The sequence below is a fragment of the Sphingobium mellinum genome, assembly GCF_037860795.1.
Lineage (GTDB): Bacteria > Pseudomonadota > Alphaproteobacteria > Sphingomonadales > Sphingomonadaceae > Sphingobium > Sphingobium mellinum.
Genome location: NZ_JBANRK010000002.1, coordinates 418,445 through 444,441, shown reverse-complemented (window position 1 = coordinate 444,441; position 25,997 = coordinate 418,445). Strand labels below are relative to the sequence as shown.

The 25,997-nt window shown below is 64.7% G+C and carries 20 protein-coding genes and 2 tRNA genes; 14 read left to right on the top strand and 8 right to left on the bottom strand.

The window, feature by feature from the left end; all coding sequences use genetic code 11:
- Window positions 1–29: 29 nt before the first annotated feature.
- The 3 genes from AAC640_RS06515 (at window position 30) to AAC640_RS06505 (ending at window position 7,062) form a co-directional block, all read left to right on the top strand.
- Window positions 30–2,093, top strand: coding sequence for an autotransporter assembly complex protein TamA (locus tag AAC640_RS06515; protein ID WP_340265276.1), 2,064 nt, complete (start codon window positions 30–32; stop codon window positions 2,091–2,093).
- Complete coding sequence (locus AAC640_RS06510) at window positions 2,093–6,271, top strand: translocation/assembly module TamB domain-containing protein (RefSeq protein WP_340265275.1); 4,179 nt, start codon at window positions 2,093–2,095, stop codon at window positions 6,269–6,271. Before AAC640_RS06515 ends, AAC640_RS06510 begins: the two co-directional genes overlap by 1 nt.
- A gap of 137 nt (window positions 6,272–6,408) precedes the next feature.
- On the top strand, window positions 6,409–7,062 hold the full coding sequence (locus tag AAC640_RS06505) for an outer membrane protein (protein WP_340265274.1): 654 nt from the start codon (window positions 6,409–6,411) through the stop codon (window positions 7,060–7,062).
- A gap of 49 nt (window positions 7,063–7,111) precedes the next feature.
- Here the strand turns inward: AAC640_RS06505 and pyrF are convergent, their stop codons facing one another.
- Both pyrF and AAC640_RS06495 read right to left on the bottom strand, forming a co-directional pair.
- Window positions 7,112–7,786 carry an orotidine-5'-phosphate decarboxylase gene (gene pyrF, locus AAC640_RS06500; protein ID WP_340265273.1) on the bottom strand — a complete coding sequence of 225 codons (675 nt, stop codon included), beginning with the start codon at window positions 7,784–7,786 and terminating at the stop codon, window positions 7,112–7,114.
- Window positions 7,783–8,124: a hypothetical protein gene (locus AAC640_RS06495; RefSeq protein ID WP_340265272.1), complete on the bottom strand. Its 342-nt coding sequence runs from the start codon at window positions 8,122–8,124 to the stop codon at window positions 7,783–7,785. Before AAC640_RS06495 ends, pyrF begins: the two co-directional genes overlap by 4 nt.
- A 168-nt stretch (window positions 8,125–8,292) precedes the next feature.
- Between AAC640_RS06495 and ku the strand changes: the two genes are divergently transcribed.
- From ku to AAC640_RS06480, 3 genes are all read left to right on the top strand, one after another.
- Complete coding sequence (gene ku, locus AAC640_RS06490) at window positions 8,293–9,207, top strand: non-homologous end joining protein Ku (RefSeq protein WP_340265271.1); 915 nt, start codon at window positions 8,293–8,295, stop codon at window positions 9,205–9,207.
- A gap of 3 nt (window positions 9,208–9,210) precedes the next feature.
- The gene (gene ligD / locus AAC640_RS06485) at window positions 9,211–11,703 is read left to right on the top strand and encodes a DNA ligase D (protein WP_340265270.1); all 2,493 of its coding nucleotides are present in this window, start codon (window positions 9,211–9,213) and stop codon (window positions 11,701–11,703) included.
- A 63-nt stretch (window positions 11,704–11,766) separates the two neighbouring features.
- On the top strand, window positions 11,767–11,955 hold the full coding sequence (locus AAC640_RS06480; RefSeq protein WP_340265269.1) for a hypothetical protein: 189 nt from the start codon (window positions 11,767–11,769) through the stop codon (window positions 11,953–11,955).
- Window positions 11,956–12,064: 109 nt separating this feature from the next.
- Here AAC640_RS06480 and AAC640_RS06475 read toward each other — a convergent pair whose 3' ends face one another.
- On the bottom strand, window positions 12,065–12,433 hold the full coding sequence (locus AAC640_RS06475; RefSeq protein WP_340265268.1) for an EF-hand domain-containing protein: 369 nt from the start codon (window positions 12,431–12,433) through the stop codon (window positions 12,065–12,067).
- A 276-nt stretch (window positions 12,434–12,709) separates the two neighbouring features.
- Between AAC640_RS06475 and purB the strand changes: the two genes are divergently transcribed.
- Window positions 12,710–14,026, top strand: a complete 1,317-nt coding sequence (gene purB, locus AAC640_RS06470) for an adenylosuccinate lyase (RefSeq protein ID WP_340265267.1) — start codon at window positions 12,710–12,712, stop codon at window positions 14,024–14,026.
- Window positions 14,027–14,136: 110 nt separating this feature from the next.
- The gene (gene putA, locus AAC640_RS06465) at window positions 14,137–17,739 is read left to right on the top strand and encodes a trifunctional transcriptional regulator/proline dehydrogenase/L-glutamate gamma-semialdehyde dehydrogenase (RefSeq protein ID WP_340265266.1); all 3,603 of its coding nucleotides are present in this window, start codon (window positions 14,137–14,139) and stop codon (window positions 17,737–17,739) included.
- A gap of 45 nt (window positions 17,740–17,784) precedes the next feature.
- Here putA and AAC640_RS06460 read toward each other — a convergent pair.
- Together AAC640_RS06460 and AAC640_RS06455 are read right to left on the bottom strand one after the other, a co-directional pair.
- A tRNA-Pro gene (locus AAC640_RS06460) sits at window positions 17,785–17,861 on the bottom strand.
- A 104-nt stretch (window positions 17,862–17,965) separates the two neighbouring features.
- Window positions 17,966–18,265 carry a JAB domain-containing protein gene (locus AAC640_RS06455; protein ID WP_340265265.1) on the bottom strand — a complete coding sequence of 100 codons (300 nt, stop codon included), beginning with the start codon at window positions 18,263–18,265 and terminating at the stop codon, window positions 17,966–17,968.
- A 169-nt stretch (window positions 18,266–18,434) separates the two neighbouring features.
- Here AAC640_RS06455 and thyA point away from each other — a divergent pair, with 169 nt between their 5' ends.
- From thyA to AAC640_RS06435, 4 genes are all read left to right on the top strand, one after another.
- Window positions 18,435–19,382 carry a thymidylate synthase gene (gene thyA / locus AAC640_RS06450; protein WP_340265264.1) on the top strand — a complete coding sequence of 316 codons (948 nt, stop codon included), beginning with the start codon at window positions 18,435–18,437 and terminating at the stop codon, window positions 19,380–19,382.
- Between the two features lie 104 nt (window positions 19,383–19,486).
- A complete protein-coding gene (locus AAC640_RS06445; protein ID WP_422794960.1) occupies window positions 19,487–20,782 on the top strand; it encodes a 3-methyl-2-oxobutanoate dehydrogenase (2-methylpropanoyl-transferring) subunit alpha in 1,296 nt (431 codons plus the stop codon).
- 38 nt (window positions 20,783–20,820) lie between these two features.
- The gene (locus AAC640_RS06440) at window positions 20,821–21,825 is read left to right on the top strand and encodes an alpha-ketoacid dehydrogenase subunit beta (protein WP_340265371.1); all 1,005 of its coding nucleotides are present in this window, start codon (window positions 20,821–20,823) and stop codon (window positions 21,823–21,825) included.
- 6 nt (window positions 21,826–21,831) lie between these two features.
- Window positions 21,832–23,100, top strand: coding sequence for a dihydrolipoamide acetyltransferase family protein (locus tag AAC640_RS06435; RefSeq protein ID WP_340265262.1), 1,269 nt, complete (start codon window positions 21,832–21,834; stop codon window positions 23,098–23,100).
- Window positions 23,101–23,109: 9 nt separating this feature from the next.
- Here the strand turns inward: AAC640_RS06435 and AAC640_RS06430 are convergent, their stop codons facing one another.
- Complete coding sequence (locus AAC640_RS06430) at window positions 23,110–23,577, bottom strand: hypothetical protein (RefSeq protein ID WP_340265261.1); 468 nt, start codon at window positions 23,575–23,577, stop codon at window positions 23,110–23,112.
- A gap of 160 nt (window positions 23,578–23,737) precedes the next feature.
- On the opposite strand from AAC640_RS06430, the gene AAC640_RS06425 reads away from it, so the two are divergent.
- Window positions 23,738–24,892 carry an AI-2E family transporter gene (locus tag AAC640_RS06425; RefSeq protein ID WP_340265260.1) on the top strand — a complete coding sequence of 385 codons (1,155 nt, stop codon included), beginning with the start codon at window positions 23,738–23,740 and terminating at the stop codon, window positions 24,890–24,892.
- Window positions 24,893–24,933: 41 nt separating this feature from the next.
- A tRNA-Asp gene (locus AAC640_RS06420) sits at window positions 24,934–25,010 on the top strand.
- A 123-nt stretch (window positions 25,011–25,133) separates the two neighbouring features.
- Here AAC640_RS06420 and AAC640_RS06415 read toward each other — a convergent pair.
- Entirely contained in the window at window positions 25,134–25,373 is a 240-nt protein-coding gene (locus AAC640_RS06415; RefSeq protein WP_340265259.1) for a DUF2842 domain-containing protein, read from the bottom strand.
- Entirely contained in the window at window positions 25,370–25,948 is a 579-nt protein-coding gene (locus AAC640_RS06410) for a 5-formyltetrahydrofolate cyclo-ligase (RefSeq protein ID WP_340265258.1), read from the bottom strand. Before AAC640_RS06410 ends, AAC640_RS06415 begins: the two co-directional genes overlap by 4 nt.
- Between the last annotated feature and the right edge of the window lie 49 nt (window positions 25,949–25,997).

Here is a 25,997-nt window from a genome sequence, read left to right as displayed (position 1 = left end):
TGCTGCCCGACTTGGGCTAGACCCCTGATATGACCACCGCTTTGCGGAGCAGATGCCGCATTTCAGGCCTTCCGCAAGCTGCCCGGCTTTTCAGCGCGCCGCTGCTGCTGTTCGCCTATCCCGTTCATGCGCAGACCGTGCCGGCTCCGGCCGCGCCCGCTACAGGGGGCGCGGCGCAGGACCGGCCGCTCGATCCCATGCCCGACATCGGCGTCGATTGGCCGGACATGGGCCAGCCCGATGCCGTTGCGCCGCTGGCGCCCGATCCGGTCGAACAGGCCCTGCCTGATACCAGCCCCAGCGCGGAGGATGGCGCAATCGACAGCGCCGAAGCCACGGCCGACGCCAGCGCACAATTTGCCGACGGCGCGGAGGAAAGGCGCTATACGCTCTCGCTCTCGGGCATTGACGATATCGCCGACGCGCAGTTCAACACCCGCTTCAATCAGCTGTCCGTGCTCCGCGATGGCGAGGGTAAGCCCGCCAACCTCGCCCAGATCAATCGCCGCATCAAGGAAGACAGCGAACTGCTGGACCGGCTGATGCGCGCCAAGGGCTATTATGCGGCGCGCATCCGCGGCTCCGTTGCCCCGCCCCCGCCGGGCAGCGAGAAACTCGTCGTGACCTTCGACATCGTGCCGGGCGTGCGCTACGCCCTCTCGTCGGTCGAACTGCCTGGCCTGGCCGGGGCCGGGGAGCGGGAGCCAAAGCTGCGCGCCGCCTTCCCGATCCACGCGGGCGACCCCGTCGATGCCGATGCGATCCTCGCGGGGCAGGCCGCACTGTCCCTAGCCCTGTCCGAAAACGGCTTCCCCTTCGCGAAGGTCGGCGAACCCGAAGTGCGGATCGATCATGAGGAGCGCAAGGGCGACCTCGACATCGTCGTCACCCCCGGCGCCTATCGCACCTTTGGCACGATCCTGCTGGACAATGACGAGCTGTTCAGCGCGCGTCACCTTCAGCGGATCGCCCGTTTCCATCGCGGCGATCCCTATATGGCATCCGATGTCGAGGATCTGCGCAGCGCCGTCATCGCGACCGGTCTTGTTTCCTCCGTCACCCTGACCCCGCGCGAGACGGGCGATGGCGAGCATGTCGACCTGGCCGTCGCGGTCCGGCCCGCGCCGCTGCGGACGATCGCCGGCGAACTGGGCTACGGCACCGGAGAAGGCTATCGCGCCGAAGTCAGCTGGCAGCATCGCAACCTCTTCCCCCCCGAAGGCGCGGTCATCCTGCGCGGCGTGCTCGGCACGCAGGAACAGACTGCCTCCTTCACCTATCGCCGCAACAATTTCCGTCGGCGCGACCATGTGCTGACCGGGCTGGTTTCGTTCAGCAACATCAAGCGCGACGCCTATGACGCCCGCACGATCACCCTGTCGGGTGCGCTGGAGCGCCAGACCAACATCCTGTTCCAGAAGAAATGGGTCTGGCGGATCGGCGCTGAACTCATCGCCTCTGACGAAAAGGATGCGTTCAGCGGTGGTAACCGGCGCACGTTCTTCATCGGGGCCGTGCCGCTCAGCCTCACCTATGACGGCAGCGACGATCTGCTGAACCCGACCACGGGGTTTCGCCTGGGCGGCCGCGTCAGTCCCGAACTGTCATTCCAGGGTAGCAGCTTCGGTTACGCGCGCGTCCAGCTGGATGGCAGCGTCTATCAGCCGATGAGCGAGCAAATCGTCCTCGCGGCCCGCGCCCGATTGGGGACGATTCTGGGGTCGACCGTCGACCGCATCGCGCCTTCGCGGCGCTTCTATGCTGGCGGCGGCGCGTCGGTGCGCGGTTATGGCTATCAGGCGATCGGCCCGCGTGACGCCAATAACGACCCGATCGGCGGCAAGAGTCTGGCCGAATTCTCGCTGGAAACGCGGGTGCGGTTCGGCAATTTCGGCGTTGTGCCCTTTGTCGACGCCGGCAACATCTCGACCAGCTTCGTGCCGCGCTTTCGCGACCTGCGGATCGGCGCGGGGGTGGGCGTGCGCTATTACAGCAGCTTCGGCCCGATCCGTGTCGATGTCGGCACGCCGCTCAACCCCCAGAAAGGGGATCCGCGCGTCGCCGTCTATGTCTCGCTGGGGCAAGCCTTCTGATGGCCGATCAGCCGCCCGAAGCAAAAAAGGCGCGCCGCCATCGCGCATGGGATGGTCCGTGGCAGCGCTGGATCGTGGGAGGGCTGGCCTTTTTCCTGCTCGTCGCGGCAGCCGCGCTGGTCTGGCTCGACACGCCGGCCGGGCATCGTTTCCTCGTGTCGCGCATCGCCGGCATCAGTCCGCCTTCGGGGCTTCGCATCCATGTCGACCGGATCGAAGGCAGCATCTATCGTCGTGCTGTACTCCATGGCGTGACGCTGTCCGACCCCAAAGGTCCGTTCCTCGATGCGCCGCGGGTGGACCTGGAATGGTGGCCCATCGCATGGCTCTCCAACCGGCTTGATATCGACCGGCTGGCCATCCCTGTGGCTACCCTCCACAAACTGCCCAGGCTAAACCCCAGCGAGCGCGAGGGGCCGATCCTGCCCGGCTTCGACATAAGGCTCATGGAATTTTCGGTTGGTCGGCTGATCCTGGACAAGAGCATTACCGGCAAGGTGCAGCAGGCCACGATCCTGGGCGACGCGGACATTCGCGGCGGCCGTGCCGTCATCGATCTTTCGGCGCGCGTGCTGAATGGCGAGGACGCGATGAATATCGCCCTGGACAGCCGCCCGGACGACGATCGTTTCGACCTCGACGTCACCGTCAACGCGCCTTCTGGCGGGGTGCTCGCGCTCATGGCCGGGCTCAGGCAGGATGGGAACCTGCGGATCCAGGGCAAGGGCAGCTGGACCCGCTGGAATGGTCGCCTGTCGGCCACCCTCAACGGCAATCCCGCGCTGGATCTTGCACTCGCGGCGCGCAGCGGGGTCTATTCCGCGAACGGATCGCTTGAGGGATCGGCGATCGCCGGGCAGGGTCTGGGCCAGCGCCTGACGTCACCGCGTCTGGCCGTGCGGGGCCTGGCTTCCATGACCAACCGGGTGATCGAGGGCAACCTGTCGCTTCGCTCGTCCGCGATGGACCTCAAGGCAAAGGGTGCCGTCGACCTTCGCAACAATGCGTTCGACAATCTGCTGGTCGATGTGAAGCTCCTGCGTCCCCAGGCGCTGCTCAGGAATATGGGGGGCCGCGACGTTGCCGCCCGCGTCAGGCTGGACGGCCCCTTTGCCGGCTTTGGCTATGAATATCTGCTAAGCGCCAGGCAACTCGCCTTCGGCCGCACGGTGATCAGCGACGTGCGCGCGCAGGGGAAGGGGCGCAAGGCAAAGGGAGCCGCCACGCTCATCCCGATCAACCTGCGGGCGCGCCGGCTGGACGGGCAGGGCGATCTTGTCGAAGGCATCGTCCGCAATTTCGTGCTGGACGGCGTATTGCAGCTCAAGGGCCAGCAGATCATCAGCAATCCGATGGTGATCCGCTCGGACAAGCTTGGCGGCAAGCTTGTCATGCTCGCCGATCTCAAGACAGGTCGCTATGATTTCGGGCTGGACGGCCAGATCAGGGGGCTGTTCATCCGGGGCCTCGGCATTGTCGACCTGACATCAAAGCTGCGCGCGGTGCCGGGACCCAAGGGTGCCTTCGGCCTCAGCGGCAATGCGATGGCGCGGATGCGCCGGCTCGACAACAGCTTCCTGCGTTCGCTCGGCGGCGGCCTGCCAGTGCTGCAAAGCGGCCTTTCGCTGCGGCCCGACGGGCAACTGGACTTCACCAACCTGCGTCTGGAAGCGCCGCTGCTCAGCCTTGCCGCCACTGGCTATCGACGCACCGATCGCAGCTTCCATTTCGAAGGGACCGGGACGCACAAGCGTTATGGCCCGCTGAACCTCACGCTGGACGGCAAGATCGAACGGCCGACCATCGACCTGCTGTTGACGCGCCCACTGGACGCGCTGGGCGTGACTGACATGCACGCTCACCTGGTTCCGGACCAGACGGGCTACAGCTTCACCGCGCAGGGCGGATCCACGCTGGGTCCCTTCACGGGTGACGGCGCGATCCTTCTGCCCAGTGGCGGCCAGGCGGTGGTGCACATCGCTCGCGTCGCGGCGTCCGGCGTCACCGCGAGCGGCGATCTGCGCCCGGTCACCGGCGGGCTGGAAGGCCAGCTGGCCGTCGCCGGGCCTGTCACGGGCATGATCGGCTTTGCTCCGGTCAATGGCGTCCAGCAGTTGCTGCTTCGCCTCGATGCCACCGACGCCAGTTTCGAAGGGCCGACCGTCATCGCGGTGCGCCGGGGCAAGCTGGACGCGACGATCCTGCTCGACCCGGCCGGCACGTCGGTGAAGGCCACGGTGCAGGCGCGGGGGATTCGGGTGGGCGGCCTGCTGGTCGGCCGGCTCGCCGCGAATGCCGATCTGGTCGGTGGCCGTGGCATGGTCCGGGGCAGCCTGTCGGGCCAGCGCGGCCGGCTGTTCGACATTCAGAGCGAGGCGCAGGTCGAACCTGACCGCATCCGCCTTTCCGCACGGGGCACGATAGACAAGCGTCCGATCCGGCTGACGCGCGTGGCGCTGTTCACGCGCAGCGAAGATGGCTGGCGCCTCTCGCCTGTGACGATCAGCTATGCCGACGGCTCGCTTCAGCTGGCGGGTGAACTCAGCGGCGCGACGACCCGTGTCGAAGCGCGCCTTCAGAAACTGCCGCTGGCGCTGCTTGACATCGCCTATGACAATCTCGGCCTGGGCGGCACGGTTACCGGCTCGATGACCTATGTCCATACGCGCGGCGACATGCCGACCGGACGGGCGGAACTGCGCGTGCGCGGCCTGTCCCGATCGGGCCTTTCCCTCAGTTCCCGTCCAGTCGACGCGGGCGTGAACGCAGTGCTGACGCACGACCGGCTCGCCACGCGCATGGTCTTTCTCGCCGATGGGCAGACGATCGGACAGGGCCAGGCATTGCTGACCCCGCTTGGCACGCAGGGCAGCCTGGTCGACAGGCTGAACCGCGCGCCGCTCTTCGCGCAGCTGCGGTTCCGTGGCACCGCTGACACGCTCTGGCGGCTTACCGGCGTGGAGATCGTCGACATCGCCGGGCCAGTCAGCGTCTCCGCCGACGCACGCGGGACGCTCGGCAGTCCGCTGATCGCGGGCGCCCTGTCGACCGACAATGCCACCATCACCAGCCCCGTCACCGGCATGCGGCTGCACGGGGTCAAGGCCCAGGGGCGTTTTTCGGGCGCGCAACTGGTGATGACCGACTTCTCCGCCACCGCGAAAAATGGCGGCACGGTTACCGGATCGGGCAGCTTCACCTTCGCCGGCATCGCGGGCGTGGCCATGGACCTGCGGCTTCAGGCGGACAATGCCGCGCTGCTTGAACGCGACGACATCGCGGCGACCGTCACCGGCCCGATCACGCTCCGCTCCGATGGCGTGGGCGGCACCATCGGCGGCGACCTGATCCTCAACCGCAGCCGCTTCACCCTGGGCCGCGCTGCCGCGGTCGCGCAGATACCCGAACTGCGCGTGGTCGAGGTGAACCGCAATGGCGAGGAGATCGAACAGGTCCGCCGCCGGGTCCCCTGGGCGCTGGCGATCAAGGCCCGGGCGCGCAACCGGCTCATCGTCACCGGCCTTGGCCTCGACAGCGAATGGCGCGCCGACCTCGACATCGGCGGCAACGTCGCAACGCCGTTGATCGCGGGCACTGCCGACCTGGTGAGGGGCGGCTATACCTTCGCCGGCCGGCGCTTCGAATTGCGGGAAGGCAAGATCCAGTTCGACGGCCGCACCCCGGTCAACCCGACGCTGGACATCGACGCCGAAGCCAATGTCAGTGACCTCACCGCCACCATCCATGTCGGCGGTACGGGCCTCAAACCCGACATCAGCTTCACCAGCGTGCCGGCCCTGCCGCAGGACGAACTGCTCTCGCGCATTCTCTTCGGCACCTCGATCACCAACCTGTCCGCGCCCGAAGCGCTGCAACTGGCCTCGGCGGTCGGCTCGCTACGAGGGGGCGGCGGGCTGGACCCGATCAATGCGGTGCGCAAAGCGGCGGGGCTGGACCGGCTGCGCATCATCGCCGCCGATCCGACCCAGGGGCAGGGCACCTCGATTGCGGCGGGGAAATATCTGACGCGCAGGACCTATGTCGAGCTGATCACCGACGGCCAGGGCTATTCAGCGACCCGCATTGAATATCAAGTCACGCGCTGGCTTTCGCTGCTCGGCGCCATTTCCACCCTTGGCCGCGAAAGCGCCAATGTGCGTATTTCCAAGGATTATTGATCGGTTTCTGCATGCAGGCGCGTTGCAATAATACAACATAATCAGCCGTTTATCTGAGGTTCATGCAACTTTCCGGACCGTCCGCGACTTCCCGCATTCCCTCCTCAAAAGGAGGAAAGTGACGAATGGAGTATCATATGCGGAAGATTATGGTCGCAACCCTTCTGGCCGGCGCAGCGGTCGCCAGCCCGGCCCTGGCGCAGGACGCCCCGGCAACCTTCACCGGTCCTCGCGTAGAAGCGATCCTGGGCTATGACCACATCGGCGCGGGCAGCAGCGTCGACAATGACAACAACCGCGACGACCAGTCCATCGACGGCCTGCTCTATGGCGTGGGCGCGGGCTATGACGTCAATCTCGGCAGCGCGGTCGTCGGCGTCGAAGGCGAGTTCACCGACTCCACGGCCAAGAGCAGCCGCCGCGACTTCACCGACCAGTTCGGTTTCGGTCGCGTCAAGCAGGGCCGTGATCTCTATGTCGGCGCGCGCGCGGGCATCCTCGCCAGCCCCAGCACGCTCGTCTATGTGAAGGGCGGCTACACCAACACCAAGCTCAACGTGCTTGCGGGCGACACCAACCAGACCACCGATACGTCCTTCAAGCTCGACGGCTGGCGGGTCGGCGCGGGCGTCGAACATGCGCTCAACCAGAACACCTTCGCCAAGCTGGAATATCGTTATTCCAAATATGACAGCGGCCATATCGACTTCGCGAACGGCGCCACCAGCAGTGAATTCAACGTCGACACGGATCGCCATCAAGTCGTCGCCAGCGTCGGCTGGCGCTTCTGACGCGACCATGGGAGGGGGCCGGCGCAGACCGGCCCCTTCTGCCAGGCGCCTACAGCGTCGCTTCGATCTCCCGCGCGGCGAGGTCCGGATTATCCGCCAGGCTGATCGGCCGCCCCACCACCAGGATCGACGCGCCGCGATCCAGCGCCTCGCGCGGGGTCACGGCCCGTTTCTGGTCGCCCATCGCGCCACCCGCCGGCCGCACGCCCGGCACCACGAAAAAACCGTCCGGCCACGCCCGCCTGGCCAGCCCGACTTCCTCGCCGGAACAGACGATCCCGTCCAGCCCCGCACTGCGCGCCAGATCGGCGAGCCGGGCGACCTGATCTTCCGCACGGCCGCCAACGCCGATGTCGGTCAGGTCATTATCGTCCAGGCTGGTCAGCACCGTCACGGCCACCACCTTGGTGCGGATGCCCGCCGCCGCCTTCGCGTCCTCCAGCATGGCGCGCCCGCCCGCCGCGTGGACCGTCAGGATCGCCGGCTCCAGCCCATGGAGCGCCTGCACCGCCTTGGCCACGGTGTTGGGAATGTCGTGCAGCTTCAGGTCCAGGAAGATCGGCAGGTCGAACTTCATCATCTCCCGGACGCCATGATGGCCATGCGCGCAGAAGAATTCGAGCCCCAGCTTCAGCCCGCCGACATGAGCATGCACGCGCCGCGCCAGATCCTGCGCCTTGGCGAGGTCGGGCGTATCGATGGCGACATAGATCGGGCTGCTCATGCTGTTCCTGTTGCGGATAGAGGCGGGGAAAGGGATGGAATCTCGTCAGCTTCGGCGGGGATCGACACGGGTGGAACGGAACTGGCGGCCGCGGTCGCCGCGACCAGTGCCCGTTCTGTGCTTTCCAGCTTGCGCTTCATCCGCCACCGGCTGGCCCGCGAAATGATCCAGAAAGGAACGGCGCCAGCCAGAAAGGCGATCAGCATCGGAAACCAGATGCGCGTCTCCCAGATGATGTCGCCCCAGATCTTTATTTCGGTCGGCCGATTGTTCGCCTTGCAGAACAGGGCAATCGCTACCGCCAAGACAACCCAGAAGGCAGTCTTCAGGAATTGCATTCGGCATGTCCTCTAGCTGCTGATGCGGGGTAGCTTAGGCCATTTCGCCGCTGTTCGGAAGCGCTTCGTCGGACAAGCCCGCGCGCGGGCCGCAAACCGGCCCGCGCGGCGTGGGGGAACCCTTGCCCCGCGCCGCGCATTTTCCGGTGTTGGCAAGGAGGTTTCATCATGGCGGCGCGCGCATATTGGCAGGGTCAGATCAGGCTCGCGCTTGTTTCGATCCCCGTTGAAATCTACGCCGCGACCAAGTCCGGCGCCCAGATCGCCTTTCACCAGATCCATGAGCCGAGCGGCAAGCGCGTCCGTTACGAAAAGGTCGTGCCCGGCCTCGGCCCGGTCAAGCCCGAGGACATCGTCAAGGGTTTCGAGGTGAGCAAGGGGGACTATGTCCTGCTGCAACCCGAAGAGATCGAGGCGGTCAGGCTGGAAAGCAAGAAGACGCTGGAACTGACGCAATTTGTCGACGCGGATGAAATCGACGTTCTCTATTATGAACGGCCCTATTATGTCGTTCCCGCCGACGATCTGGCGGAGGAAGCCTTCATCGTCCTGCGCGAGGCGCTGCGCCGGGCGAAGAAGGTCGGCATCGGCCAGCTCGCCATGCGTGGCCGCGAATATATCGTGTCGTTGAAGCCCTGCGGTCGCGGCATGATCCTGGAAACGATGCGCTATGCCGACGAGGTCAATCGCGCCCAGTCCTATTTCCGTGAAATTGAGGACGCGACGCCCGATCCCGAACTGCTCGACCTCGCCGAGGCGCTGATCGAGAACAAGACCGCGCCTTTCAAGCCCGACACGTTCCACGACCGCTATGTCGACGCGCTCGAAAGGCTGATCGAAAAGAAAAAGAAGGCGAAGGGACGCCGGATTATCGAGGAAGAGGATAGCGGCCCGGCCCAGCGCGGCGGCAATGTCATCGACCTGATGGCCGCGCTCAAGAAATCGGTCGACACCGGCGGCCGAAGCAGCGCTGCGAAGGGCAGCGCTGCTGCCAAAGGCGCGAATGCCAAGGCCCCGGCGAAGAAGGCGGCCGCCAGCCGCTCAGGCCCGGGCGCGAAGGCGCCCACGCGCAAACGGGCCTGACCCATGGCAGAGGCCGATCCGCTCAAGGACTATAATCGCAAGCGCGATTTCACCCGGACAAAGGAGCCGGCGGGCGAGCCTGGACGACCCAGCGGCAACAGCTTCATCGTCCAGAAGCATGATGCGACCCGCCTTCATTATGACTTCCGCCTTGAAATGGACGGCGTGCTCAAAAGCTGGGCGGTGACGCGCGGGCCCAGCCTTGACCCCGATGACAAGCGGCTGGCGGTCCGTACCGAAGATCATCCCTTGTCCTATGCCGGGTTCGAAGGGGCGATCCCCAAGGGCGAATATGGCGGCGGCACCGTCATGCTGTGGGACGAGGGCACATGGGAACCGGTGCCGGGCAAGAGCGCGAAGGATCTTGGCAAGGGCCATCTCCACTTCATCCTGCACGGCCAAAGGATGAAGGGCGAATGGCTGCTCATCCGGTTGAAACCGCGACCTGGCGAGGGCAAGCGCGAAAACTGGCTGCTGCGCAAGATCGACGATGCCTATGCAGGCGCCGCCGACGATCTGGTCGCCCGCGAACTGACCAGCATAAGGAGCGGCCGCACCATGGGTGAAATCGCCGCGAATGCCCCGGCCATTTCCCTTAAGGGCAAGCGCGGCAAGTCCTTCGATGCGGCGATGGCGCAGGCGGAACAGGCGGTGCCCAAAAAGGCGCGGGTCCGGCGCGGCGCGGCCAAACCGCCGCCCTTCCGGTCGCCCCAGCTTGCCACGCTGGTCGACGCCGTGCCGACCGGCAACAGCTGGCTTCACGAAATCAAATATGACGGCTATCGCGCGCTCGTCAGCGTCGCGGCGGAACAGGTAAAGGTCTTTACCCGCACCGGCCTCGACTGGACCGATCGCTTCGCCGCGCTGGCGGCCGAGATCGCCGCCATGAACCTGCCGCCCGCGCTGATCGACGGCGAAATCGTGGCTCTGGGGCAGGACGGCAATCCCGACTTCTCCACGCTCCAGCGGGTCCTGAAAGGCGACGAGAAGGGCGCCTTGCACCTGTTCGCCTTCGATCTGCTGATGCTGGACGGCGATGATCTGACCGGCCTGCCCAACATCGCCCGCAAGGAAAAGCTGGCGGCGCTGCTGGGCGACGGCGGCGCGCACGTCCATTTTTCCGACCACATCATCGGCGCGGGCGAAAGGCTGTTCCGCACCATGTGCGACGCCGGGCAGGAAGGGATCATCTGCAAGCGCGCCGACGCGCCCTATCGCGGGGCACGCACGAAAAGCTGGCTCAAGGTCAAATGCACCCGGCGTCAGGAATTCGTCATCGTCGGCTGGACCGCGAGTTCGGCGAGCGGGCGGTCGCTGCGGAACATCCTGCTCGCCCAGAATGACGGGCAGGGGCTGGTCTATGCCGGGAAGGTGGGAACCGGGTTCAACGCCCGCAACAGCGAACGCCTGCTTCGCCAACTCAAGGCGCGCGCCCGGGGGTCGCCGCCCGTGGAGGTGCCCCGCGCCGATGCGCGCGGCGCGCAATGGGTGCGTCCCGATCTGGTGGCGGAAATCGCCTTTGCGGAATTTACCGGCGACAATGTTGTCCGGCATGGCAGCTTCCTGGGCCTGCGCGAGGACAGGAAGGCGGCCGACGTCACGCGGGAGGAAGTCATGGCCACGCCCGAACCGGCAAGCGATGTCCACATTTCGAACCGCGACCGGCTGATCTTCCCGGAGGCGCAGGTGACCAAGGGGCAGCTTGCCGACTATTATCAGGCGGCCGGCGCGATCATGCTGCCCTGGATCGCGCATCGCCCGATCAGCCTGGTGCGCTGTCCGCAGGGGCGGGCGAAGAAATGCTTTTTCCAGAAGCATGACAGCGGCAGCTTCGGCGATCATGTCAAGCATGTGCCCATCCGGGAGAAGGACGGCGACCCGCAGGACTATATCTATGTCGACGATATCGATGGGCTGCTCGCCTGCGTCCAGATGGGCACCATCGAATTTCACGGCTGGGGCTCGCGGGTCGAGGATGTGGAAAAGCCCGATCGGCTGATTTTCGACCTCGATCCCGATGAAGGGCTGGACTTTGGCGACGTCAGGAAGGCGGCGCGCGACATCCGTCGCACCCTGGATGATATCGGCCTCACCAGCTTCCCCATGCTGTCGGGCGGCAAGGGTGTCCATGTTGTCGTGCCCCTGACCCCAGGGGCGGAATGGCCGCAGGTCAAGGATTTCGCGGATCGCTTTTCCCGGGCGCTGTCGGCGGCCGAGCCGGACCGGTTCACCGCGACGATGAGCAAGGCCAGGCGCAAGGGCCGCATCTTCATCGATTGGCTGCGCAACCAGCGCGGGGCGACCGCCGTCCTCCCCTATGTGGTGCGGGCGCGGGAGAATGCGCCGGTCGCCGTGCCGGTCAGCTGGGATGAGCTGGAAGATGTCGACCGCGCCGGCGCCTATACGATCGCCGACGTCGACCGGCTGGTCGAACGGGCCGCGTCGCGCGCATTGCGCGGATGGGGCGAGGCGCGCCAACTGCTGCCGGACTATTGAACGGCGGCTTGCCGGATCCGGTCTTCCCCAAGGCCGCGCTTTATTGCATAGCTTCGAGTCACCATGACGAAGCTTCCCGAAGACGCATCGCAGGGCGATGCCACAACCCCGCCCGCCGACACCCAGCCTGACGATCTGGCGACCGCCGCCCGGAAATCCGTAGGCCGGGGCGTGTGGATGGGCACAGCGGTCGGCATCGGCTCCGCCGCCATCGTTGCCGCGCTGCTCTACACCAGCAAGAAGCGCGGCTGAGCCGGGTCGCCCGGCCGTGACCGGCCTGCGGCGCACAAAAAAGGAGGCGGCATGGCCTTCGCTCCATGCCGCCTCATGTTGCGACCCTCAGGTCTGGCTCTGCCGGCCTTCAGCTTGCACCCGTGCTCAGGTAACGGATCAGTTCCGGCTTGCTGACGGATATGCTCTTGTCCGCGTCGGCCGTGACGAACGCGCCGTTCGCCCAAGTGCTCACTTCGGCGGGCGTCAGCGACTTGCCGGTGGTCTTCATCTCCTGGTCCTTGAGCGCGACCATCCAGCGGGAAAATTCCGCCTTGTCGAGCTGTCCGTCGCTATTGGCGTCATAGGCCGGGAATTCGCTGTCGACGATCGAAGCAACAGACTCCGCAGGGGAGGCGGGCTGTTGTTGTTGCGCTGACGCTGCCGGCGCCGTCGCCTCCTGTGCCAACACAGGGGCGGCAGTCAGCAGCAGTGACGACACTATCAACGCGCGAATCATTGAACGCTCCTTCCAGTCACGGACACAGGATGTTGAGCCACATCTGTGAGTTCTTTTGCCTGAATAGCTCAGTCCCCGGCTTGTTTCCTGACTTTTTGTTCACCTCCAACAGTTCATCTTCGCTTTCACCTCCACTCACCGACACGGCCTGGCATATTCACGACGAATGCCTCGCTTTTTCGCTGTTTCGTTCATGCATTTCCGCCCATTTGCCCAAAAATCCTCCACCTGCTAGGCGCCGCCCCATCCATTTTTCAGCAATCAGGATTCGCCCCGATGGTCCCCCGTTACGCCCGCCCGCAAATGACCGCTCTCTGGGAACCGGAAGCCCGCTTGCGCATCTGGTTCGAGATCGAGGCGCACGCGACCGAGGCGCTGGGCGAACTGGGCGTGGTCCCCAAATCCGCCGCCAAGGCACTGTGGGACTGGTGGGCGACCAGCCCCGCGATCGACGTGGCCGCCATCGACGCGATCGAGGCCGTGACCAAGCATGATGTCATCGCTTTCCTCACCTGGGTGGCCGAGCAGGTGGGTGATGAAGCGCGCTTCATGCATCAGGGCATGACCTCCAGCGACGTGCTCGACACCTGTCTTGCGGTGCAGCTGAGCCGCGCGGCGGACATCCTGATCGAAGATCTCGACATGCTGCTGGACGTCATCAAGCGCCGCGCCTTCGAACATAAGCTCACCCCCACCATCGGCCGCAGCCATGGCATCCATGCCGAGCCTGTCACCTTCGGGCTCAAGATGGCGGAAGCCTATGCCGAATTCAGCCGCTGCCGCGCCCGCCTCGTCGCCGCGCGCGAAGAAGTCGCGACCTGTGCCATTTCCGGCGCCGTGGGCACCTTCGCCAATATCGACCCCCGCGTCGAGGAACATGTCGCCGCGAAGCTGGGCTTGGCGATCGAGCCGGTTTCAACGCAGGTCATCCCGCGCGATCGCCACGCGATGTTCTTCGCGACCTTGGGCGTCATCGCCAGCTCGATCGAGCGGCTTGCGGTTGAGGTGCGCCACTTGCAGCGCACCGAAGTGCTGGAGGCGGAAGAATATTTCTCCCCCGGCCAGAAGGGCAGCAGCGCCATGCCCCACAAGCGCAATCCGGTGCTGACGGAAAACCTCACCGGCCTCGCGCGCATGGTCCGCAGCTATGCGATGCCGGCGATGGAAAATGTCGCCCTCTGGCATGAGCGCGACATCAGCCATTCGTCGGTCGAGCGGTATATCGGCCCCGACGCCACCATCACGCTGGACTTCGCGCTTGGCCGGTTGACGGGCGTGATCGACAAGCTGCTCGTCTATCCTGAGCGGATGATGAAGAATCTCGACAAGATGGGTGGCCTTGTCCATTCGCAGCGCGTGCTGCTGGCCCTCACGCAGGCCGGCGTGTCGCGCGAGGACAGCTATCGCTACGTCCAGCGTAACGCGATGAAGGTCTGGGAATCCGACGGTCAGCTGTCGCTGATGGCATTGCTCAAGGCCGATCCCGACGTGTCCGCTGCTCTGACGGCAGAGCAGATCGAGGAGAAGTTCGATCTCGGCTACCATTTCCAGCAGGTCGACACCATCTTCCGCCGGGTATTCGGACAAGCCTGACCCCGAGGACCGGCCGTAAAAAAATCCGGACGACACAGCAGCATTGCATCCGGGGGACAGCGAGGCGCCAGACCCTTGAGTCTTGCCGGCCGAGTGTCCATCCTTGATGCATGCCGCCGGTCGACCCGCCTTTTGCCGACTTCGCTCCCATCAGGAAGCAGTCTGCGCTTCGGCGGGCGATTACGGCGGCCTATAGGCGGCCGGAGCGCGAATGCCTGGAGCCCTTGATTGAGGCTGCGACGATGGCGCCGGACATGAGCCGCGCCATTCGAAAAACCGCCAGTAAACTCGTCACCACGCTCCGCAGCGAACCGCGCCAGAGCGGTGTCGAGGCGCTCGTGCAGGAATATGCGCTCTCGAGCCAGGAAGGCGTGGCGTTGATGTGCCTCGCAGAGGCGCTGCTGCGCGTGCCCGACGACGCGACGCGTGACGCGCTGATCCGCGACAAGGTCGCCGACGGCGACTGGAAGGGGCATCTGGGCACGGGCAGGCCGCTGTTTGTGAATGCCGCGACCTGGGGCCTGGTCGTCACGGGCAAGCTCGTTGGCAGCGTCGACGACACGGGACTGGCCGCCGCGCTGACGCGCCTGATTGCCAGGGCGGGCGAGCCGGTGATCCGCCGGGCCGTCGACCTTGCGATGCGGATGATGGGCGAGCAGTTCGTGACGGGCGAAACCATCGGCAAGGCGCTCAAGCGCGCGCGCGAGATGGAGGCGAAGGGCTATCGCTACAGCTATGACATGCTGGGCGAGGCCGCGACGACGGCCGAGGACGCCGCGCGCTATCTGGCGGCCTATGTCGAGGCCATCCACGCCATCGGCCGATCGTCGGCGGGCAGCGGCGTCTATGGCGGACCTGGCATATCGATCAAATTGTCGGCGCTCCACCCGCGCTATAGCCGGAACCAGGCGGAACGCGTCATGGCCGAGCTTCTGCCCCGGCTGCGCGATCTCGCCCTGCTTGCCAAAGGCTACGACATCGGTCTGAACATTGACGCGGAGGAGGCTGACCGGCTGGAGCTGTCGCTCGATCTGCTCGAAAGCCTCGCCGGTGACAGCGATCTTGCCGGCTGGCAGGGGCTCGGCTTCGTTGTGCAGGCCTATGGCAAGCGCTGTCCCTTCGTCATCGACTGGATCGTCGACCTGGCGCGGCGGACCGGCAGACGACTGATGGTGCGGCTGGTCAAGGGCGCCTATTGGGACACGGAAATCAAGCGCGCGCAGGTGGATGGTCTTGCCGATTTCCCTGTCTATACGCGCAAGGTCCACACCGATGTGGCCTACATCGCCTGCGCCCGAAAGCTGCTGGGCGCCAAGGACGCGGTATTTCCGCAGTTCGCGACGCATAACGCGCAGACGCTGGCCACCCTCTATCATCTCGCCGGCCCGGATTTCGTGCCCCGCGACTATGAATTCCAGTGCCTGCACGGCATGGGCGAGCCGCTCTATGAGCAGGTCGTCGGCGCCGATCGGCTCGACCGGCCGTGCCGCATCTATGCGCCGGTGGGTACGCACGAAACGCTGCTGGCGTATCTGGTCCGGCGCCTGCTCGAAAATGGCGCGAATTCTTCTTTCGTCCATCGGATCGGCGATCCTGACATATCGATTGAGGAACTGATTACCGATCCGGTCGAACTGGTGCTTGCCATGGCGGAGCCGGGGCGACGCCATGACAGGATCGCGGCGCCCCGTGACCTATATCCCGACCGCCGCAATTCCGACGGCATTGACCTCAGCAACGAACGGGCGCTTGTCGAGATCGGCGAAGCGCTTCGCCAAAGCGCCAGCATGGACTGGACGGCAGGTGACGCTGCAACCGGCAAGGCGCGCATCGTACTTAATCCGGCGGACGCGCGCGATCATGTCGGCACGGTCTATGACATGACGGAGTCGCAAGTGCGCGAGGCCGCCGTGCGCTCCGCCGCAAGCGGATGGAGCGATGTCCCGGTGAGTGAGCGCGCGGCTTTGCTGGAGCGGGCAGCCGACGCGCTGCAGGCGCGCATGCCGATATTGTTGGGGCTTATCGTGCGCGAGGCGGGCAGGTCTGTCCCCAACGCCATCGCGGAAGTGCGCGAGGCGGTTGATTTTCTGCGCTATTATGCTGCCGAGGCGCGCCGGACATTGGGCAGATCGCAAACGCCTCTGGGCCCGGTGGCCTGCATTAGTCCGTGGAATTTCCCGCTGGCCATCTTCACGGGCCAGTTGGCCGCAGCGCTTGCCGCCGGCAACCCTGCGCTGGCCAAGCCGGCGGAGGAGACACCGCTGATCGCGGCTGAGGCCGTGCGCTTGCTGCATGAAGCGGGGATCCCCGATGACGCCCTGCAATTGGTGACGGGTGACGGCGAGATCGGCGCGGCGCTGGTCGCCGCTCCGCAGATCGCGGCGGTCATGTTCACCGGATCTACGGAGGTCGCCCGGTTGATCCAGAGCCAGCTTGCCCCGCGCCTCTCTCCTGCCGGCAAGCCCCTGCCACTGATCGCGGAAACCGGCGGCCAGAACGCCATGATCGTCGATTCCTCGGCGCTGACCGAACAGGTGGTGGGTGATGTCCTCGCGTCGGCCTTCGACAGCGCGGGGCAGCGCTGCTCGGCGCTCCGTATCCTCTGCCTGCAGGAGGAAATTGCTGACCGCACCTTGGCGATGCTGAAGGGCGCGATGCGCGAACTGCGGATCGGGCGCACGGATCGCCTTGCCGTCGATGTCGGACCTGTGATCACGGCCCAAGCCAGGGATAGGATCGAGGCGCATGTCGCCCACATGCGGGCCGTCGGACACAGGGTCGAGCAACTGGCGTTGCCGGACACCAGCCACGGGACGTTCGTGGCTCCCACCATCATAGAGATCGGCGCAGTAGGCGATCTGCAGGGGGAAGTGTTCGGCCCGGTGCTGCACGTCCTTCGCTATCGGCGGAAGGACCTTGGCTCGTTGATCGACGCGATCAATGCGACCGGCTACGGTCTGACCTTCGGTCTTCATACCCGACTTGATCGCACGATCGCTCAGGTGACGGACCGGGTGAAGGCCGGGAATCTCTATGTGAACCGCAACGTCATCGGTGCGGTCGTCGGGGTGCAACCGTTCGGCGGGCGCGGGCTTTCGGGCACCGGGCCCAAGGCGGGCGGCCCGCTCTACCTGGGGCGCCTGACCGAATCCCCGCCAGCGCTGCCCATTATATCCGGGCAACGCGATCCAGCGGTGCATGATTTTGCCGCGTGGCTCGACCAGCAGGGGGAAGCGGATGCCGCCGCCTTTGCGCGCACGGCGGGGCAGCGTTCGCCGGTTGGACTGAAGGCTGAATTGCCGGGTCCTGTCGGGGAATGCAATCTCTATGCGCTGCGGCCAGGCGGTGCCGTTCTGCTTCTGCCTTGTACCCGCGGCGGCCTGCTTCGGCAGATGGCGCTCGTTCTCGCCACAGGCAATCATGGTATGATTGAAGGCATGGCCGTGCCTGCCCGATTGCCGGCCAGTGTCTCGCTGCGCTTCTCGACAGAGGGGACGGCCACGCCCGTCGCGGCGCTGGCGGAAGGTGACGGCAAGAGAATAGCCTCCATCGCCGTGGCAATTGCCGACAGGCCGGGGCCGGTGGTGCCGATCCACGTGGTTAGCACGGGAGAGGACGCGGCTAACCCGCTGCCTTATCTGCTTGAGGAAGTGGCGACGTCGATCAACACAACGGCAGCAGGCGGCAACGCCAAGCTGATGACAATGACCTGAAAGCTAGGTCGGATGCGATCGGTATCCGATCGCTCGCGACGACATTGGTCGGGGAGAGAGGATTCGAACCTCCGGCCCCTGCCTCCCGAAGACAGTGCTCTACCAGGCTGAGCTACTCCCCGACCGTCGGCGGCGTCGCGCTGGGCGATGCCGCTGGGCAGGCGGCGGTCTATAGAGGCGGCTTTTCGGGCTGGCAAGCGGCTGCTTGCGCTTTTTTTGGCGTGGTTCAAAGCAGCCCCGCCTCGCGGAAGCTGAACCGCCTGGAGCCACCCTGGATGATGTGGTCGGCAAGCTTCACCTCCATTGGCCGCAGCCGCCGGGAAATGACGCGGGACAGGCGAATATCGTCCCATTTGGGGAGCGGCCAAGGGTCATGTTCACGCCTCTGTTCGATGACGATCCAGTCCCCGTCCACCTGTAGCAGCTGCACCATGATGTCGCGCCAGTCGCTGCCGCCCTCCACCCGGCGTAGAAGGCGCCACTCCTTATCCAGAATGAGAAAAAGCAGGGAGTCCGTATCGGTCATGTAATGATGATGGGCGCTTGGCGGCCCTGCGCCAGCGCGGACTGGTCCGAAATGGTCGCCAGTCCGGCGGAATGGGTCCGAAGCGAACACTATGTGGCATGGTCGCCCCCGCTCGGTTAGATGCTGGGGGCAGGAACGCAGAATCAGCCGCATCAGGAAAGACGCTCCCTTGACCAGCACGAACCATTCGGCAGCACCGCATTATGAGCAGCAATATCTGGACCTGATGCGTCGTGTGTGGACGGAGGGCGATGAGCGGATCGACCGCACGGGCGTAGGTACGCGGTCGATCCTCGGCGCGACCATGCGCTTTTCGCTGACCGATGACGCGGTGCCCCTGCTCACCACCAAGCGCGTCTACTGGAAGGTCGCTGCGCGGGAGATGCTGTGGTTCCTCAGCGGCGACACGAATATTCGCGAACTGGTGCGGCAGGGTGTCCATATCTGGACCGACTGGCCGCTGGATGCCTATCGCAAGGCCACTGGCGAGCACATCGACCGCGACGCGTTCGAGACGCGGATCATCGAGGATGCCGACTTCGCCGCCCGCTGGGGCGATCTGGGTCCGGTCTATGGCGCGCAATGGGTCAACTGGCCGCGCTACCAGCCGGCGGGGGAGGGCCTGTATCGCCGCGCCGAACAGGGCCATAACCAGATCGCCGATCTGGTGGAAGGGATCAGGACCACTCCAGGTTCCCGGCGGCTGCTGTTCACCGGATGGAACGTGGCCGAGCTGTCGCGCATGGCACTTCCGCCCTGCCATATGACCTATCAGTTTCAGGTAGCTGATGGCCGGCTCAACGGCCTGCTGTTCCAGCGCAGTTGCGACCTCGGGCTGGGGTTCGCTTTCAATATCTTCGGCCTGGCGATGATCACGCGCATGCTCGCGCAACAATGCGACCTCAAGCCGGGCGAGGTCATCTGGCAGGGGGGGGACGTGCATCTCTACCTCAACCATGCGGCGCTGGTGGAGGAACAGATTCGCCGGACGCCGTCCGGCTCGCCCCGCCTGCGGATCAATCGGCGCCCTTCAAGCATTTTCGGCTATGCGATCGAGGATTTTGAGGTGCTGGATTACGCTCCTCAGGCCCATATCCCAGCGCCGGTAGCTGTCTGAAGCGGCCCAAAAATTCGGTAAGGATCACTTGCCTATACCTGGCAGTTGTAATATAGTAACTCACGACCGCAATAATATTGCAATGCATGACGAGGAGGCGGGATGTGACCCAGGGGCGCAATTCGGGCGCGGGCCAAGAGGCGGGCAGGCGCAATCTGCCTCCGCTAAGGCTCCATGTACCGGAACCCCCGTCCCGGCCAGGCGATGCCGCCGATTTCGCCAAGTTCGACATCCCACCTGCTGGCGCGGCGCTACGACCTGACGAGGCGGCCGACCCTTCCTCCTTCCGCGAACTGGCTTATGGTCTGATCCGGGTCCTGGACGAGAACGGCGCCGCCGTAGGCCCTTGGGATCCAATGCTACCGGCGGAAACGCTGATCAGGATGCTGCGGGCCATGGCGCTGACCCGCGCTTTCGACGCGCGCATGTTCCGCGCACAACGGCAGGGGAAAACCAGCTTCTACATGAAGTCGACCGGCGAGGAGGCGGTGTCGATCGGCGCGGCGATGGCGCTTGCCCACGACGACATGTGTTTCCCCAGCTATCGCCAGCAAGGCATCCTGATCGCGCGGGACTGGCCCATCGTCGATATGATAAACCAGATCTACTCGAACAAGGGCGACCGGTTGAAGGGGCGGCAATTGCCGATCATGTATTCGGCGCGTGAGGCTGGCTTCTTTTCGATCTCGGGAAATCTGGCGACGCAATATCCGCAAGCCGTCGGCTGGGCGATGGCAAGTGCGGCATGCGGCGACACGCGGATTGCAGCAACCTGGTGCGGAGAGGGATCAACCGCAGAGGGTGACTTCCATTCCGCCTGCACCTTTGCCAGCGTCTATCGAGCGCCGGTGATCCTCAATATCGTCAATAATCAATGGGCTATCAGCAGCTTCTCTGGTTTTGCGGGAGCGGAGGCGACAACCTTCGCGGCGCGGGCCATTGGCTATGGCATCGCCGGCCTCAGGATCGACGGCAATGACGCGCTGGCTGTCTACGCGGCAACGCGCTGGGCGGCCGACAGGGCACGCTCCAATCACGGGCCGACGCTGATCGAACATTTCACCTATCGGGCTGAAGGGCACAGCACTTCCGACGACCCAAGCGCCTATCGATCGGCCGACGAAGCGAGCCACTGGCCGCTGGGTGATCCCGTCGCGCGGCTGAAGCAGCATTGCGTTTCAATAGGCATCTGGGACGAAGAACGGCACGCGGCGATGGACAAGGAACTGGCCGAGCAGGTTCGTGATGCTGCGAGAGAGGCAGAGAAGAACGGCATTCTGGGACACGGCCTGCACCACCCGATGGAATCGATGTTTGAAGACGTGTTCGAGGAAAGGCCTTGGCACCTCGAGGAACAGCAGCGGCAGATGCTGGCAGAATGGAAGGCAGCCGGCCTGTGAGCGAAGCGACCACCGGCATGCCCGAAGCGCGCGTGCAGATGAACATGATCCAGGCGATCAACAGCGCGCTCGACGTGATGATGGATCGCGACGCGGACGTGGTCGTGATGGGGGAGGATGTCGGCTATTTTGGCGGCGTCTTTCGCGCGACGGCGGGCCTGCAGAAGAAATATGGCAAGAACCGGGTATTCGACACGCCGATAACCGAATGCGGCATCATCGGCGTAGCCGTAGGCATGGGCGCCTATGGGCTGCGTCCTGTGCCTGAGATCCAGTTCGCCGACTATATCTACCCCGCGCTCGACCAGCTTGTGTCGGAGGCGGCGCGGCTGCGCTATCGATCGGCGGGAGAATTCACGGCGCCAATGACAGTGCGGTCGCCCTTTGGCGGCGGGATTTTCGGCGGCCAGACGCACAGTCAGTCGCCCGAGGGCATCTTTACCCATGTCTCGGGCGTCAAGACGGTCATTCCTTCAACCCCCTACGACGCCAAGGGGCTGTTGATCGCGGCGATTGAGGATAATGACCCCGTCATCTTCTTCGAACCCAAGCGCATCTATAACGGCCCCTTCGACGGCCATTATGACCGGCCGGCCACAAGCTGGGCCGGCCATCCCGAGGCCATGGTGCCGCAGGGCTATTATCGCGTGCCGCTGGGCCAGGCGCGGACGGTGCGTCCAGGCGAGGCGCTGACCATCCTCTGCTACGGGACGATGGTGCACGTGGTGGAAAGCACGGTCGCTGACATGGGCGTCGACGCCGAGATCATCGATCTGCGCACCCTTGTGCCGCTGGACATCGAGGCGATCGAGAGATCCGTGCGGAAGACCGGGCGCTGCCTGATCGTGCATGAAGCGACGCGGACCAGCGGCTTTGGCGCGGAACTTCTGGCGCTGGTGCAGGAACGCTGCTTCTACCATCTGGAGGGGCCGATCGAACGCGTGACCGGGTTCGACACCCCCTATCCGCATAGCCTGGAATGGGCCTATTTTCCGGGGCCAGTGCGCATCCGGGAAGCCATTAACAAGATCTTGAGGGATTGAGACGCCATGAGCCTCTTTACGTTCAGGCTGCCCGACATCGGCGAAGGCATTGCGGAGGCGGAGATCGTCGGTTGGCATGTCAAGGTCGGTGACCGGGTCACGGAAGACCAGCCAATTGCCGATATGATGACCGACAAGGCCACGGTCGAGATGGAGAGTCCGGTGGCGGGTGTGGTGACGCGGCTTGCGGGACAGCCGGGGGATCTGGTCGCAATCGGGTCGATGCTCGTCGAGATCGCAATAGAGGACGATGGCGAGCCGGAGGCTTCATTGCCGGGTGAGGAAATGGCGCAGGCGGAAATGCCGGGGCGCGTCGTGGAGGAGGTAATCGAAGGCCTCGTTCGCACTGACCCTGTGGAACCGCCTTCTGGTCCTGAGCCGCGTCAGGGCGAGGATCACGAGCCTGCGGATGGCGGTAAAGTGCTGGCGTCTCCCGCTGTCCGGGCACGGGCCAGGGAGTTGGGGGTCGATCTGGCCCAGGTGAAAGCCAGCGGAGATCATGTGCGGCATTCGGACCTCGATGCTTTTCTGCTCTACCGGGCGGGACAGGGCTATCGACCTGCTGGCGCAATCGCCCGGCGGCCTGACGAGGCGGTCAAGGTCATCGGCCTGCGTCGCCGAATCGCCGAAAATATGGCAGCGTCGAAGCGCCACATTCCCCATTTTTCCTATGTCGAGGAGATCGACGTAACCGAGCTTGAAAGGCTGCGAGAGCAGTTGAACGCCGGCCGGGGCGATCGGCCCAAGCTGACGCTGCTGCCGCTGCTGATCGTCGCGATCTGCCGGGCCTTGCCCGGCTTCCCGATGTTGAACGCGCGTTATGACGATGAGGCGGGCGTCGTCACCCGTTATGGCGCGGTGCATATGGGCATCGCGACGCAAACGGCGACCGGTTTGATGGTGCCGGTGATCCGCGACGCCCAGGACCGCAACGTCTGGCAATTGGCGAGCGAGATCGGCCGGTTGGCCGACGCGGCCAGATCGGGCAAGGCGAGCGCGGAGGAGCTGTCCGGATCGACCCTGACGCTGACCTCCCTTGGACCGCTGGGCGGGGTTGCCACAACCCCTGTCATCAACCGGCCCGAAGTCGCGATCATCGGCCCCAATCGAATCATGGAGCGACCCGTGTTCCGCGGGCGGGAGGTGGTGCCCGCGAAGCTCATGAACCTGTCGATCAGTTGCGACCATCGGGTTGTCGACGGCTGGGATGCCGCGAGCTTCGTACAGGCGATAAAGCGCTTGCTGGAAATGCCGGCTCTGCTTTTTGCCGATTGAGCGTGCCTTTTAGCGGACGATCGCGCGATAGCTGAGGCGACCGCGGTCGCCGGGCGAGATGCGCGCCGGAACCTTGAGTCGAACATGGGTTATGTCGGTGGAAACAGCGCGGCGCACGCCGCCCAGCGTGGTCGGCAGCCATAGCTGGTCGAGCCTGCCCCATGTCTGGCCCCCGTCGACGGAGACCTGAGCGGCCGGGTCTTCCAGCGACAGGCTGGTGCCGCGCGGGACCGGGTTTGTGAGGGCGAGGCCGTTTACCGCGCGACGCCCTTCGTTGCGCCAGTTGACGACGAGTACAAGGCGGTCGCCCGGTGCGATCCGGTCGGCATTGGCAAGGATGCGGCGCGCGCGGCCATTAATATCCGTTTGCACCCGTTCGACGAACATTTGCGTTTCCAGGCGAACATCTTGCCGGGCCCAGGCGGCATGCGGCGCTGCCGCTACAATCCCCATCGCCAATATCAAATTCCGCGTCATCCGGCACTGCCCCGTTCGATTTGATGCCGACCAGCATAGGGGAAGCGCCACCAACATTTGGTTAACTGGCCATTTGCGATGGCATACACAGCTGAATGAAATTGACGCACCGCGGTGCGCCGGTCACACATCAGAAACCAGCCGCAGGGAATGATTGTCAGTGACACCCCATGAACAGCATGAGATCGATCGTCGGCGAGACCGTCTGCTCGCCTCGATTGCGCTGACCTGCGGCGTCGGCCTGCTGCTGGCCTTGCCGTTCGCACTTCGAGAGGGGGCGGAATTCTTTCTGCCGCTGGTGGCCGCCGTGGTCATTGCCATCGCGCTCGTGCCCTTCCTGGAGTGGATGGAGAGGCGGCGCATGCCGTCTTCTGTAGCGGCGCTTATAGCGGTCGTCGTGTTCCTGCTGGTGGCCAATACGGCGCTGGTCTTGATCATCGTGCCGGCGACCGACTGGTTCAGGCTGCTGCCCGAGCGCTTGCCCAAAATACAGAACAATCTCGCGCCTTTGATCGATATCTATTCTCAGCTTCAGCATTTCGTTGACGAAACGGTGCGGACGCTGGCTTCTGGACCGGTTGCGGCGACTCAAACGACCGCGGTAGAAGCTCCCCATTCACTGCTGCAATTCGCAGCGACATCGGCCCCGGCGGCGATCATCCAGATGGTGTTCGGCCTGCTGATCATCTACTTTTTCCTGGCTGGCTGGACCCGCCTGCGCCGTCGGACGATCAATAGCCGGGGTAGCTTTGACGGGGCCATGGCAGTCGCGCGGGTGATCCAGAATGTGGTCGACGCGACGTCGGCCTATGTGCTCACGATTGCGACCATCAACCTATGCCTGGGGCTGGCGATTGCGGTCGCCTTGTGGCTGATCGGCCTGCCGTCGCCGCTGATGTGGGGTGGCATCGTCGCGCTGCTGAATTTCATTCCCTATTTCGGACCCATGCTGGCCGCGATGCTGCTGGCGCTTGGGGGGCTCATGGTTTTCGACGATGTCTGGAAGGCGCTGCTGCCTGCCGCGATCCAGATCGGATTCCATCTGGTGGAGGCGAATGCCGTTACGCCCATGGTGCTGGGTCGTCGGCTGACGATGAATCCGCTGCTGATTCTGGTATCATTGACCTTTTGGGCATGGGTATGGGGAACGCCAGGCGCGCTGCTTGGCGTGCCGCTTCTGATCATCGTCCAAACCGTCGTGTCCGCTGCGGGAACGCCTGACATTGCCGGATTCCTGTTCGAACGAGGCACGTTGACTGTCCCGTTCCCCGAAGAAAATGACGAGAAAGAGGAAAGTGACAAAAGAGCCGGTTGACAGGTTAGGCGTGCCCGCATAGATGCCCGCCCACACTGAACGCGGGTGTAGCTCAGTTGGTTAGAGCGCCGGCCTGTCACGCCGGAGGTCGCGGGTTCGAGCCCCGTCACTCGCGCCACTTCTTTTGAAGAATGTGGGTGGCCCATAGGCCAAATTATCCAGTTCCTTCAGCTGCTTATGTGACGACGCTGCCATAGGGACAAGCCCTATATCGGAACGCCGCTTTTGGCTCCGAGCGGGGTCACCGGCGGCGCCAGCGGCCGGTTTCCATCCAGGCAAGCAGACGCTTCAGGGGCAATATCCAGATCCAAACAAGGCCCATGAAGACATAGGTTGGAACCTGCACGACCATCGGCAGACGACCGATCGGCCCGGACAGGCTGCCGACCAGAACCGCCCACAATGCGATCAGCGCCAGGATGATGAACATGCCCAGGGGCTTGCGCCAGCTCGGCTTGTAAGGGGCGGGCTGGCGATTCACGCGTTTTGTCCTTCGATCAGTTCGACTTCGGTCAGAATGACATCCAGCGGCAGGTCCCATGGGTCTGCAGGCAGGCTCGCTTGCTCCTGCACCGACCACGCAAGGCCAATCCGCAGCGCGTCCGGATAGCGGGCGAAGGCGCGGTCATAATAGCCACCCCCCTGACCGAGGCGGTTCATCGCCCGATCGAACCCCAGCATTGGCGCGATAATGACGTCGGGCGCGACCGGAGCGCCGCTGGGTTCGGGATGATGTGTGCCATATAGGCCGGGGAGCAATTGATCATCGGGCGTCCAGCCGAGGAATTCCATGCTGCCGAGGCGATCGAGCACGTGCGGGAGCGCGAGGGACTTGCCCATCGCGGCAAGCTGGGGGACGAGTCGCTGGGCCGGGGCCTCGTCATCAAGGCCCATGTACAGCGCCACGGTCTGCGCTTCGCCTAAACGACGGGCAAGGGGCGAGGGGATGGCCTTGAACGCGAGCCGGTGCGCGAGGGCATCAAGTGTGGACACGAAAGAGCGACGGCGCTCCCGCGCGAGGGAGCGTAACGCAGTCTTGTCGGGATCGTCGCTCATGCAGCCCGTCTAGACCTCGGCAAAGGGCACGCAACCCGTTTCTCGCTTA